This is a genomic window from Gordonia sp. KTR9 (assembly GCF_000143885.2).
Classification (GTDB): domain Bacteria; phylum Actinomycetota; class Actinomycetes; order Mycobacteriales; family Mycobacteriaceae; genus Gordonia.
Genome location: NC_018581.1, coordinates 3,481,949 through 3,494,169, shown reverse-complemented (window position 1 = coordinate 3,494,169; position 12,221 = coordinate 3,481,949). Strand labels below are relative to the sequence as shown.

At 69.3% G+C, this 12,221-nt stretch carries 11 protein-coding genes; 7 read left to right on the top strand and 4 right to left on the bottom strand.

Translation table 11 applies throughout. The features are described 5' to 3' along the window. Window positions 1-6: 6 nt before the first annotated feature. A complete protein-coding gene (locus KTR9_RS16405) occupies window positions 7-1,149 on the bottom strand; it encodes a polyprenyl synthetase family protein (RefSeq protein WP_014927306.1) in 1,143 nt (380 codons plus the stop codon). An 11-nt stretch (window positions 1,150-1,160) separates the two neighbouring features. Between KTR9_RS16405 and KTR9_RS16400 the strand changes: the two genes are divergently transcribed. Continuing rightward, window positions 1,161-2,138 (top strand): methylenetetrahydrofolate reductase, encoded by a 978-nt coding sequence (locus KTR9_RS16400; protein WP_014927305.1) that lies wholly within the window; start codon window positions 1,161-1,163, stop codon window positions 2,136-2,138. 48 nt (window positions 2,139-2,186) lie between these two features. Here the strand turns inward: KTR9_RS16400 and KTR9_RS16395 are convergent, their stop codons facing one another. The 3 genes from KTR9_RS16395 to KTR9_RS16385 all read right to left on the bottom strand — a co-directional run bounded on the left by KTR9_RS16395 (window position 2,187) and on the right by KTR9_RS16385 (window position 5,651). Beyond that, complete coding sequence (locus KTR9_RS16395; protein ID WP_014927304.1) at window positions 2,187-3,164, bottom strand: LppM family (lipo)protein; 978 nt, start codon at window positions 3,162-3,164, stop codon at window positions 2,187-2,189. Window positions 3,165-3,354: 190 nt separating this feature from the next. Next, window positions 3,355-4,974: a phytoene desaturase family protein gene (locus tag KTR9_RS16390; RefSeq protein ID WP_014927303.1), complete on the bottom strand. Its 1,620-nt coding sequence runs from the start codon at window positions 4,972-4,974 to the stop codon at window positions 3,355-3,357. A 2-nt stretch (window positions 4,975-4,976) separates the two neighbouring features. Next, entirely contained in the window at window positions 4,977-5,651 is a 675-nt protein-coding gene (locus KTR9_RS16385) for a GNAT family N-acetyltransferase (RefSeq protein ID WP_014927302.1), read from the bottom strand. Between the two features lie 373 nt (window positions 5,652-6,024). Between KTR9_RS16385 and KTR9_RS16380 the strand changes: the two genes are divergently transcribed. The 6 genes from KTR9_RS16380 to KTR9_RS16355 all read left to right on the top strand — a co-directional run bounded on the left by KTR9_RS16380 (window position 6,025) and on the right by KTR9_RS16355 (window position 12,190). Next, window positions 6,025-6,498 carry an SAV_6107 family HEPN domain-containing protein gene (locus KTR9_RS16380; RefSeq protein WP_010843653.1) on the top strand — a complete coding sequence of 158 codons (474 nt, stop codon included), beginning with the start codon at window positions 6,025-6,027 and terminating at the stop codon, window positions 6,496-6,498. 165 nt (window positions 6,499-6,663) lie between these two features. After that, the gene (locus KTR9_RS16375; RefSeq protein WP_014927300.1) at window positions 6,664-7,068 is read left to right on the top strand and encodes a DUF3040 domain-containing protein; all 405 of its coding nucleotides are present in this window, start codon (window positions 6,664-6,666) and stop codon (window positions 7,066-7,068) included. Window positions 7,069-7,618: 550 nt separating this feature from the next. Continuing rightward, window positions 7,619-8,059, top strand: coding sequence for a division/cell wall cluster transcriptional repressor MraZ (gene mraZ / locus KTR9_RS16370; RefSeq protein ID WP_010843655.1), 441 nt, complete (start codon window positions 7,619-7,621; stop codon window positions 8,057-8,059). Between the two features lie 258 nt (window positions 8,060-8,317). Beyond that, complete coding sequence (rsmH, locus tag KTR9_RS16365; RefSeq protein WP_014927299.1) at window positions 8,318-9,304, top strand: 16S rRNA (cytosine(1402)-N(4))-methyltransferase RsmH; 987 nt, start codon at window positions 8,318-8,320, stop codon at window positions 9,302-9,304. 2 nt (window positions 9,305-9,306) lie between these two features. Then, window positions 9,307-10,155 (top strand): hypothetical protein, encoded by an 849-nt coding sequence (locus tag KTR9_RS16360; RefSeq protein WP_014927298.1) that lies wholly within the window; start codon window positions 9,307-9,309, stop codon window positions 10,153-10,155. 109 nt (window positions 10,156-10,264) lie between these two features. Next, window positions 10,265-12,190 (top strand): peptidoglycan D,D-transpeptidase FtsI family protein, encoded by a 1,926-nt coding sequence (locus KTR9_RS16355; RefSeq protein WP_044506917.1) that lies wholly within the window; start codon window positions 10,265-10,267, stop codon window positions 12,188-12,190. Window positions 12,191-12,221 lie beyond the last annotated feature (31 nt).

The following is a 12,221-nucleotide window of genomic DNA, read 5'->3' as shown; positions in this document are numbered from 1 at the left end:
GAGCGTTCACGCCTCGCGGTGCGCGACGCGATGCGCGACCGCGATCAGCTCGGCCCTGATGTCCTCGCCGATGTCGGCGGCGTCGAGGGCGGTCAACGCCGACCGCAACAGCTCGTCGATCGAGTTCTCCACCTCGTCCACCGCGCCGACCTCGACGAAAATGGCTCGCGCGGAGTCCAATTCGTCGGCCTCCAGGGAGCGCCCGAGATAGGAACGCAGGCGGGCGCCGAGGTCGGGGTCGGCTGCATCGGCTCGCTGCAGTGCGGTCGCCAGCAGCGCCGTGCGCTTGCCGGAGACCAGGTCGTCGCCGGACGGTTTCCCGGTCCGATCCGGATCGCCGAAGACGCCGAGCAGATCGTCGCGGAGCTGAAACGCGACCCCGAGATCGTGCCCGATCGAACGCAGGCTCGACACGAGCTGTTCGGACGCACCCGCCATCCGTGCACCCAGTTCGAGTGGTCGCGCGACGGTGTAGGCAGCCGTCTTGAACTCCATCACCCGGTACGCGGCCTCGGTCGAGTCGTCGCCGCCGGCCTCGTTCACGATGTCGAGGAACTGGCCGCCGAGCACCTCGGTCCGCATCGCCGCCCACGTCGCGCCTACGTCGACGGGCAACCGACGATGGACGCCGGTCTCGGTCGAAACCCCCGGCCGGTGCCCGTGGACCAGGTCGTCCGCCCACGCGAGCGCGAAGTCGCCGGCGAGGATCGCGGCCGCGACCCCGTGCGCGCCGGGGTCCCCGGCCCACGCGGCGTCCGCGTGGCGCGACTCGAACTCCCGGTGCAGCGTCGGATGCCCGCGCCGGGTGTCGGACCGGTCGATGATGTCGTCGTGGATGAGCGCGCAGGCCTGCACGAGTTCGAGTGCCGCGCAGACCCGCAGTGCGTCACGCGGGCCGGGTGAGTCGTCCCCGACGGGGGTGCGGTCCGACGACGATGTCCCGCAGCGCCATCCGGCGAAGACGAAGACCGGCCGGATGCGCTTGCCGCCGCGCAGGACGAACTCCCGGATCAGTTCGGCGGCCTCGCCGACCACCGGCGCGATCGCGGCGGTGGCGGGGACCGCGTCGGCGAAGAAAGCACGTAATTCGGCCTCGACGGCGCCCGGGACCGCATCGAGCGAGGTGGGCGTGGGGATCGTGGAGGTCACCCTGCCAGGCTATGCGACCAGCTCCGTACACTGTGCGAGTGACCCCAACCGCTCCCGCACCCTCGATCGTCGAACGCCTGTCCGCTCCACACCGCGGTCCGGTCCCGTTCTCCGTCGAGTTCTTCCCCCCGCGTGACGCCGAGGCCGAGTCCCGGCTCTGGCGCGCGGTGCGCATCTTCGAGCGGTTGTCCCCGGCATTCGTCTCGATGACCTACGGCGCCGGCGGTTCCACCCGAGACCGCACCGTGCGTATCACCGGCGAGCTCGCCGCGCAGACCACGCTGCTGCCGGTGGCCCATCTGACCGCGGTCAACCACAGCGTTGCGGAACTTCGGGCGCTGGTCGGCGCCTACGCCGACCAGGGCATCACCAACATCCTCGCGCTTCGCGGCGACCCGCCCGGTGACCCGCTCGGCGAGTGGGTCGCCCATCCCGACGGCGTCGAGTATGCCGAGCAGCTCGTCCGGCTCATCGACACGCTGGGCGACTTCCACGTGGGAGTGGCGTCGTTCCCGGAGACCCATCACCGGTCGCCCGACATCGATCACGACACCCGCACGCTCGTCGACAAGCTACGAGCCGGAGCCGAGTACTCCATCACCCAGATGTTCTTCGACGTCGAGCACTACCTGCGACTCCGTGACCGCGTCGCGGCCGCCGATCCCGAGCAGGGAAGCAAGCCGATCATCCCCGGCATCATGCCGGTGACCTCGCTGGCCACCGTGCGACGGATGGTCGAGCTGTCGGGTTCGGTGATCCCGCCCGACGTCGAGGAACGCTTCGCCAAGGCCGCGGGCAACGGCGCCGAAGAGGACCGCGCGTCGGTCCGCGCCGTCGGCATCGACTTCGCCACCGAGATGGCGCAGCGCCTCATCGCCGAAGGTGCGCCCTGCCTGCATTTCTGCAGCCTCAACTTCGCCAAGGCCACGACAGAGGTACTGGGCCGCCTCGGCGTGGACGTCGACGCCGCGTTGCACGTTTCGGCCTGATCGGGAGGACCCGTCCCGCCGCGCCGGCTTCGACGCGGCCGCCCGGGATCACTTGTCGGCGGGCGGTGCCGTCCGGTCCGGTGCCGACGTTCCCGAGGCCGGACCCGACGCGGGATCGGCGGCAGCGGCGAGTCCCTCGCCCGAGATCGTCGACGGAGCTGTCGTCGTCGGGACCGGACGTCCGGGGCGTGGTCCGCGGTAGCGCTTGGTGTAGGCGATCCGGACGATCACCAGGACGACCACGACGCACAACAGCGCGACGAACCACGACCAGCTGCTGACCGCGGCGGTCGCCGGATCCGGATAGGTGGCGTCGGCGCTGAAGTCCGACGGCTCGCCCGGTGCGGGTGTCCAGGTCACGGTCGATTCGCCGACCTGCTCGCCGTTCGTCGCGGTCACCGGCCCGCCGAAGGTGACGGTCAGCTGAACATAGTCGCGGTTCGGCACGAGCTCGGTCAGGTCGGTGTCACCGCGGAAACGCACCACCTCACCGCTGCGTTTGGCGGTGAGGTCCATCGTCAGCGAGGTGTCGCCGTAGGCATCGGCCACGATGTCGCCGAGCTGGGCGAATTGTCCCGCGGTGAGATCGCTGAACGTTGCCCGCGCGCCCACTCGGGTGGCGGGATCGTCCTCGTCGGGGTTCCCCTCCGCGCCGGCGTCGTCGTTCCCGGCGGTCTCGGAGGGGGAGGGGGATTCCGGTTCGGCCGTGTCCTCGGGTCCGGCGCCGGGAGTCGACGACGGGTCGTCGGGTCGCTCGGGCGCCTGCCGGTAGTCGGTCACCGAGACCTGCCCGACCATCGACTCGGGCAGATCGAACTGCGGTGTCCCGCGCGGATTGTCCGGGGTGGTCGCCACGACCACGCTCCCCGAGTAGCGGTCGCCGACCGTCGTCGACCGCTCGAGACAACCGGCCATCAGGGGGGACAGGGCGACGAGGGCGACGGCCACCGCGGACGGCAGCAGTCGCCGGGCACGGCGGGACCCGGGCGCACCCGGTACGGGATTCGACGAACGCACGGTGCTCATCGTGCCAGACCCCGCCCGGAGCGCGGGTCACCGATCGCGCCGCGCCGCGTCGGGCCTCCGGCCCGGAAACCACCCCGGCGATACGCCCCGCACGAGCGCAGCGGTGTCATATCGTTGTCGGCGGTCTCGCGTAGGGCACTTACCCGGGGCGCTTGTCCGGGGCGCTTTTCGGATCGGATGGTCGGAGACTTTAGGACCGACGGCCGAACCCCCGTCGCCCGCGTCGCAGGACCGCGTGGGCGGCGATGTACCCGCTGGCGCCGGTGACACCTCCACCGGGGTGTGTCGACGCGCCGGCGAGGAACAGGCCGTCGGCACCGGGGACGCGGTGGCCCGAGAGGTCGGGGGTCGGGCGCCACATGAACATCTGGTCGATGGACATCTCGACGTGCATGATGTTGCCGCCGATCAGACCCAGTTCGTCGGCGAGGTCTCTCGGCGTCTGGATGTACCGGTGCGCGATCGACTCGGCGAAACCGGGTGCGTGGCGGTCGACCTCGTCGCAGACCGCCTTCGCGGCGCGGTCGGCCGCGGCGGGCCAGTCGCCCTCGGCCAGCCGGTACGGATGCCACTGTGCCCAGAGATTGATGACGGAGCGGCCCGGCGGTGCGAGCGTCGGGTCGATCGCCGAATAGCTCATCGCGACCACGGCCGGACGCGGCGGGAGCTCGCCCACCGACGCCGCAGCGTGGGCCCTGGTGAGGTGGGCGCGGTCGGTGACCAGCAGTCCGAGAGCAGAATGGACACCGTGCTCGGGCAGGTCGCCGGGCAGATCCCGGTAGTCGGGCAGGCTCGTCGTCCCGAGCCGCACGGCCATCCCGATTCCGCTGCCCACGACGATGGAGCGTCGCCACCGGTCGATGATGCCGGCGTCGTAACCGCCGGCGGCGAGCAGATCCAGAGTGGTCAGCACGTGGCAGGCGCTGATGACGGTCCCGGTGCAGCGGGATTCGCCGCTGCGGGTGACCACTCGCCAGTGGTCACCGCAACGGGCGACGGAGACCGCGGGGTCGCCGCACGAGACGACGCCGCCGTCCGCGCCGATCCGATGGACGAGCGCATCGGTGAGGGCGCCGCTGCCCCCGATCGCGCGACCGGGCGGAATCCGGTGCATGAGTGCGGCGAAGCCGATCATCGGTGCGGTGCCCGGCGCGCTCATGGGCGGACCCGACTGGGCGCCGAACCACGCGAGTCCGGCCTTGAGCTGCTCGGAGTCGAAGTACTCGTCGAGCAGGGAATCGCCCGAGGCCATCAGTTCGGCGGTGAGGTTGAGCACCCGGCCGCCCCGCCGGCCGAAGATCCCGGTGCGCGCCGTGGTGGCGGTGCCGCCGAGGCCGCCGAAGGCACGGCCGAATCTGCCCAGCGTCGCGGGTTGGTAGAACGCGTCCATGACCGCCCGCGCACGCGGCGTCCACGTCGCGACGAACCGCCGGTAGGCTGCGGCATCGGCTGCGCCACAGGCATTCTCGATCGACGCGCAGGTTGCGTCGAGGTCACTCCGGAAGATGATCGGCGGGGCCGTCTCGGTCGCCGGGACGAATGCCCACGGATCGCAGTCGACGTATCGCAGGCCGTGCGCGGCCAGGTCGAGATCGTCGAGGACGGGGGAGTGCCGGATCATCAGGTGCGACGACGACCCGCGGTCGACCCGGTGCCCGGGGAACCGTTCGACGGTCGAGACGGCGCCGCCGGGGATCTCGTCCCGCTCGAGGACCTCCACTTCCCGCCCGGCCTGCGCCAGATAGGCCGCGGCGATCAGACCGTTGTGGCCCCCGCCGATGACGACGGCGTCGCGCCGCATGCCGTGCATCGCTAGCTCCCGGTTCCGGTGCGTCGGGCCGTGGCCGGTGGCTGCAGCTCCAGCGGGAGCGGGCGTCCGAGGAAAGCGAACGGACGTGGGTCACCGGTGAAGGTGAAGTGACGCAGGACGTCGGTGAATCCCATCCGCCGGTACAGCGACCATGCGCGGTTGTCCTCGGCGGGGATCTCCGGTGTCGAGAGCAGGACGTGGCGCTCGGGGCGGTCGGCGAGGAGCCGGGCGAGCAGCCATTGTCCGATCCCTCGTCCCTGGGCGGTCGGATGCACGTGTAGCTCGGTGAGTTCGAAGTAGTCGCGGGCGATCACTTCGATCGTCTCGGGCGGCCGGCCCGTCTGGCGGAGGCCGAGCCGCAGCTGCTGATTCCACCACTGGCCCGTCGCGCCGGTGTAGCCGTAGGCGATCCCGACGAGCAGGTCGTCGGGTCCGAAGCCGACCGGCGGACCGACCCGACGTCGCGCGGCCGGCATGGTCCGCGCCTCGTACGGGCTCACGGTCTCGACCGCGCCCACCGCACGCCATCCGGGCCGGGCCATGTGCTCGCGCCACAGCCCGGCGCGGTGGATCTCGGTGCCGCGCGGATAGTTCATCGCGGTCACGTAGATCTCCAGTGCGGGCTCGAGCCAGGCCCGGGCGTCCTGGCCGGTCAGGCTCACCAGACGGATCGTCAACGGACTCCCGTTCTCTGCGTCGTCATCCTGTGGGGCGTCGTCGACCCGCGTACGCCGGTCGCCGGCGCGGGGGCGGCGGCGCCGTCCTCTCCCGGGCATCGCATGGCGGGCCACTTCCGGGAATTGTCCTATCGATGATGCACACTCGGCAGGAATCGGGTCGCAGGTGGTGGCGTTGTACTTCGCGGCGGCGGTTTCGGGTCACAGATGTCTTGAACACCGACGCCGGGCTAGCTATATTGAACTTGTCGAACGGATGTTCGATGAATGTGCCTCCGCAAGCTGTTCGCGCACATCCACGACACGGTCCGGCGGTGGACGAGGGAAGCGTCTGCCGCCGGACACAAACATCACGCACGAGGAGGAGAACGCCATGGCCAGGCATCGCAGCGCCACAGCTCTCACCCACGCGGTACCCGTCGATCCGGTGATGGTCGGCCGCGCCCGCGACCTCCTCGAGCGTGCGCACCTGCTCCTCGACAACGCTGACGGCGTCGAAGACGGCGCCGAACGTTTCCGTCAGCTCTATCTGGTGGCCCTCCGCGCATCGGGTGCGGCCCTCGCCGTCCATGAGCCGGTGGGGACCATCCGGCGCAAGACGTCGAACGCCTGGACCCGCATCGGCGTGGTCGCACCAGAGCTGGCGCCGATCGCCGCCCGGTTCGCCTCGCTCTCCCCGGTTCGGATGAAGATCGAGTCCGGGATCATCCGCACGGTCGATCCCGACAGTGTGGCGGGGATGCGACTGCTCGTACTCGATTTCCTCCGACAGGTCGAGACGATGGTCATCGCCTACGAGCAAGGAAAACTCGGTTCCGAGGCCCTTCAGATCGGGGCGACGGCGTGAATCCGGCCACACTTGGTCGTCTATCGCACCGGCCGGTCATCCGCAACGGCGAGTAATGGTGGTCGCGGTCGATTTCACCTCGTATCATGGGACGATATAGGCGCAGACGCCTTTCCGGTCGCGGGTGACCTTCGTCGGCGTCACGGATCAGTAGAAGGAGGGTCGGTGCCACTTTCGGAGCACGAGCAACGCATGCTCGAACAAATCGAGAGCGCGCTGTACGCGGAAGACCCCAAGTTTGCGTCCAGTGTCAAGCGTCGACGTCTTGGGAGGTCGAGCGGTCGTCGTCGCCTGCAGGCGGCAGCGGTCTTCGTCGTCGGCCTGGTGATGCTGGTCGGCGGACTCATCGTCGACATCACCATCGGCGGGTTTCCGATAGTGAGCCTGCTGGGCTTCCTGGTGATGTTCGGGGCCGGCCTCTTCGCTCTCTGGGGGGACAGCGGCACCGCAGACTCCGGTTCGTCGGCGCCCAGGGCCGGGAAGAAGCAATCCGGGCCGTCGGGCGGCGGCAAGCGGAAGCTGTCGGAACGCATGGAAGAGCGATTCAATCGCAGGTTCGAGCAGGAGTGATCCGCTGATCTCGACTCCGCGTTCGTCGATCGGCTGACCGACCCCGGTTACAACCGCGTCGCCACCGCGCCAACCGCATACGACAAGGGCCGCGTACCCCACGGGTACGCGGCTCTTTCATGCTTCCGTTCACCGCCTGGGCACCGGACGGATCACGCGGCGCACAGTCGACGGATCCGGACGCCCAGTCGACGGATTCGGGCGCACGGTCGACGGTCCCCACGACGCCCCACCGGCGTTCCCCACTTCTCCCCACACGCGCGCCCCACTATGCCCCACCTTCGCATTTGTCCCGGTCATTCCAGCCCCTCTGGTAACGCCAGACGCCCCTTGTCACGGGTACGAGCGCAGAATTCCGCCGGCGACGCGCCGCGACACGTGCTTCACTTGCCGCGTTTCACTGCTCTGAACTGCGAATTTGTTGAGCGTGGGGGAATCGGGGGGTGCTGGGGGTGGAAAGTGGTGGAAAGTGGGGTACTGTGGCATCACTGGGTGAAGCGGTCCACCACAGCGCAGGAAGCGCAGATCCCGGTGGGCAGGAGGTGTCGACGTGTCCGTGCGATTCGTCGGTACCTACACGCCCAAATTGGATGACAAAGGGCGGCTCACGTTGCCCGCCAAGTTCCGCGATGCACTGGCAGGAGGGGTAGTGGTCACCAAAGGCCAAGATCACAGCTTGTCGGTGTACCGGACCGAGGAGTTCGATGCGATAGCGGCACGGATCGTCGAGGCGTCCCGAAACGACCCCGATCTGCGTGCGTTTCAGCGAACGTTCTTCGCCGGTTCGGAAGAGCAGCGACCGGACGGTCAGGGCAGGATCAGCCTGTCCGCCGACCATCGCGTATACGCGGGACTGTCGAAGGAGTGCGTGGTGTTCGGCAGCTTCGATCACCTCGAGATCTGGGATTCGGCCGCGTGGAACGAATACCAGACCCGGCACGAGGAGAACTTCTCGGCCGCAAACTCCGCGGCACTGAACGCGGTCCTGTAGCCGGACACCTGCGCCGGTTGCCGACAAGAGACAGACCGAAGAGACACAGACCGAAGAGACAGCAACCGATGGGCGAGTTCGGTGCCCAGAGGCTTCGGGTGGCACGAGGCCCCGGCCCGGTGGCGACCCTGGCGTACTTCCCCAACGCCAGGTGCGTGATCGGGTCGGGACCCCGCTCCATCCGACCGCCTGCTCTCGCCGACCCGAAGCAACCGCCCACCGCCGATACCGCACACATGCCGATGGGGGGTCTTCATCATGGTCGATGCAGGTGACGAACCGCGCCGGTCCGGCGAGTTCGGGCACGTACCGGTGATGGGCGCTCGCATCGTCGAACTGCTTTCCCCGGCCCTGGATTCCGACGATCCGCGGATCTTCCTCGACGCCACCCTCGGCGCCGGCGGACACAGTCAGCTCGTTCTCGAGTCGTTTCCGAACGTCCGGGTGGTCGGCATCGACCGGGACGCCTCGGCGCTCGAGATCGCTCGTGAGCGACTGAGCCCCTACGCCGACCGGATCTCGCTGCACCAGGCGACGTTTCACGAGATCCGCGAAGTGATGGACGCGGCGGGAGAATCGGCTCTCGACGCCGCGCTGTTCGATCTCGGCGTGTCCTCGATGCAGCTGGACCAGGCCGGACGCGGATTCGCCTATGCGGTGGACGCGCCGCTGGACATGCGGATGAACGCCGACGATCCGCTCACCGCCGCCGACGTGCTCAACACGTACTCGCACGGCGAATTGGCCCGTGTCCTCTCCGATTACGGGGAGGAGCGCTTCGCCGGGCGGATCGCATCGGCGGTGCTGCGGGAGCGTGACAAGGAGCCGTTCACGACCAGTGCGCGTCTCGTCGAATTGCTCTACGACGCGATCCCCGCCGCCACCAGGCGGACCGGCGGACATCCGGCGAAGCGGACCTTCCAGGCGTTGCGCATCGAGGTCAACCACGAATTGGACGTCCTGCGTGAGGCATTGCCCGCGGCGCTGGACTCGCTCGTGGTCGGCGGTCGGGTCACCGTGATGAGTTATCAGTCGCTGGAGGACCGGATCGTCAAGCGCGAGTTCGCCACGCGCACGTCATCGACGTCGCCTCCCGGGCTGCCGGTCGAATTGCCCGGTACCGCACCAGAATTCCGTCTCGTCACCCGCGGCGCCGAACGGCCGGACGAGAACGAACTGGCCACCAACCCGCGCTCGGCGCCGGTTCGTGTCCGCGCGATCGAACGAGTCGAGAAGAAGGGCTGAGCATGACCATCCTGCACGAGGCCCCGTCGCGTGCCGACGACGACCGCGACTCCCGACGGTCACGCCGGACCCGCATCGAGTCCGAGCGGGCGACCCGGTCGCGCGCCGCCCAACGCGCACTCGACCGGCGCCACCGCCGCACCGCGGCAGGTCGTGCCGCACCGTCGCGTCGTACCGGCGGTGGACTGTCGATGACCGGGGTGTCCCTGCGAGAGCGATTGCAGCACACCCCCTTCGTCGTACCGGTCATCGCTCTGCTGGTGCTCGGCCTCGGCCTCAGCCTGTGGCTGTCGACCAAGGCGGCGCAGGACTCCTACAAGCTGGGAATCGAGCGCACACAGAATCAGTCCCTCATCGATCAACGCGACGCCCTCAAGCGCACCTATGAATCCGGCAATTCGGCGCCCGAATTGTCCGACAAGGCAGCGCGTCTCGGCATGATCCCGGCCGACAACCCCGCCCGCATGATCGTCGACGACCCTCGGCGGCCGCGAGTGGTGGGCAAGCCGGTACCGGCCTCCGGCCGGCCGATGGGGAGTCTGAACCCCGACACCGCACCGGATCCCGCGGACCAGGTCGACCCGAGCCGGGTCGATGACTCGATCGGTCTGGGTGGACGGTCGGGTTCGGACGGGCCAGACGCGGGTCCGACGACCACCCCGCAGCCCACACCATCGCAACCGACCGGCGGACAACCGGCGCCGTCGCAACCCGCACCGTCGCAAACCGCCCCGCCCGGCGCGAATCCGCTGCCGTCCGGGACCGATTCGGTGCCGGAGGGAACGAGCGTGGTTCCGCCGGCCGCGTCGTCGACGCCGACTCCCGCGCCGAATGTGGTGCCCGCCCCGTGAGTTCATCGGCGGCCCGGCACGCAACGTGCGCCGGGTCTCCGGCGTCATCTCCAACCCGCCGGGGTCAAATCCGGTGTAACCACGTTGAAGCGGTGAACAATTGACGACCATGACACGTGCGACCTTCGAGCGGCTCGGCGCGGGGCCGGCACGACCGGGACGCCGCCCCGGGCGGCGGCCCGCCGCGGGGTCGGGGGGACCGAAGCGTCCGGGGACCGGCGGACGGAACGGCCGGGGACCGCAGACCTTCGTGTTCCGTGCGCGCGCGGCGGGAGTACTGGTACTGCTCGTGGTTCTCGCGGTCGCGGTCAAGATGATCGTCGTGCACACCGTGCAGGCCGGGGCGATCTCCGCCGAAGCCGCGCAGCAGCGCGAGTACACCCAGGTGCTCACCGCCAAACGCGGAGCGATCCTCGACCGCAACGGGCGGCCGCTCGCCTACACCGACGAAGCCAGATCGTTGACGTTCCTGCCCAAGGCCGTTCGCAAGACGATCGACGAAGAGCATCGCAAGAATCCGGCTCTGCCGGACGTCGAGACCAGGCTCAAGGAGATCGCGAAGGGGGTGTCGGTGGCCCTGGGCGGGTCGATCAGCGAAGCGGATCTGCTCGAGAAGGTCACCGGCGAGGACACTTTCGTGTACCTGGCCCGCTCGGTGAGCCCCGATGTCGCGTCACGGATCACTGAGGAGTTCCCCGAGGTCGGCGCGGACCCGCAGAGCATCCGTCTCTACCCCGGGGGGTCGCTGGCCGCGAACGTGGTCGGTGACGTGAACTACGACGGCAACGGCCTCATCGGGCTCGAGGCGTCGCTGGACTCGATCCTGTCCGGAACCGACGGTTCGCGGACCTACGACCGCGGATCGGACGGCGCGATCATCCCCGGCAGCATGCGCAACGTGCATCCGGCGCTCAACGGTGCGACGGTGCGGCTCACCCTCGACTCCGACATCCAGTGGTTCGTCCAGAGTCAGATCATGAAGGCCAAGCAGGCATCTGGTGCGCAGGGTGCGTCGGCGGTCGTACTGGACGCGAGGACCGGCGAGGTGCTGGCGATGGCGAACGACGGGACCTTCAACGCGTCGATCCCGCTGTCCGAGCAGCCCGATGCCGACTTGGGCAACCCCGCCGTCACGTCCCCCTTCGAGCCGGGCTCGGTCAACAAGCTGATCGCTGCCGCGGCGGCCGTCGAATACGGGATCACCCGGCCGGAGACGGTTCATCGGGTACCCGGGAGCATCCAGATGGCCGGTGTGACCGTGCGCGATGCGTGGCCGCACGGGGTCGAGCCGTACACCACCACGGGGATCTTCGGTAAGTCGTCGAACGTCGGCACCCTGATGCTCGCGCAGCGGATCGGTGAGGAGCGCTTCGCCGACATGGTCAAGAGGTTCGGTCTCGGACAGCGGACCGGGGTGGGACTGCCGGCGGAGAGCGCGGGGGAGGTCCCGGCCCTGAGTCAGTGGTCGGGCGGTTCGTTCGCCAACCTGCCCATCGGGCAAGGGCTTTCGATGTCGCTGTTGCAGATGACCGCCATGTACCAGGCGATCGCCAACGACGGGCTGCGTATCCCGCCGCGGATTCTGTCCTCCGAACAGCGCGACGGGTCGACACCCGACCAGCGGGCGCGGCCCCAGCCGGTCCGGGTCGTGAGCGAGTCCACCGCGCGCACCGTGCGGGACATGTTCCGGTCGGTGGTGCAGGACGATCCGACGGGTGAACAGCAGGGCACCGGCACCAAGGCGGCCGTCGACGGCTATCAGGTGAGCGGCAAGACCGGCACCGCGCAGCAGGTCGATCCGGCGTGCGGCTGCTACTCGAACTCGCGCTACAACATCACGTTCGCGGGCATCGCCCCGGCCGACAACCCGCGCTACGTCGTCGGGATCATGCTCGACAACCCCCGGCGTAGTTCCGACGGGTCGGGCGGTCAGTCGGCCGCTCCGCTGTTCTCGACCATCACCTCGTGGATGCTCCAGCGCGCCCAGGTGCCGCTGTCGGCGCCGACACCGCGACTGACCCTGACCGCGCGGTAGTCCGGCGGCGTCCGCCGCCGACCGGTCGGGC

Bases quoted from the DNA above. Each gene is read 5' to 3' on its own strand.
- KTR9_RS16400 (WP_014927305.1), top strand. From the start codon at position 1,161: ATGCGACCAGCTCCGTACACTGTGCGAGTGACCCCAACCGCTCCCGCA.
- KTR9_RS16395 (WP_014927304.1), bottom strand. From the start codon at position 3,164: ATGAGCACCGTGCGTTCGTCGAATCCCGTACCGGGTGCGCCCGGGTCC.
- KTR9_RS16390 (WP_014927303.1), bottom strand. From the start codon at position 4,974: ATGCACGGCATGCGGCGCGACGCCGTCGTCATCGGCGGGGGCCACAAC.
- KTR9_RS16380 (WP_010843653.1), top strand. From the start codon at position 6,025: ATGGCCAGGCATCGCAGCGCCACAGCTCTCACCCACGCGGTACCCGTC.
- rsmH (WP_014927299.1), top strand. From the start codon at position 8,318: ATGGTCGATGCAGGTGACGAACCGCGCCGGTCCGGCGAGTTCGGGCAC.
- KTR9_RS16360 (WP_014927298.1), top strand. From the start codon at position 9,307: ATGACCATCCTGCACGAGGCCCCGTCGCGTGCCGACGACGACCGCGAC.
- KTR9_RS16355 (WP_044506917.1), top strand. From the start codon at position 10,265: ATGACACGTGCGACCTTCGAGCGGCTCGGCGCGGGGCCGGCACGACCG.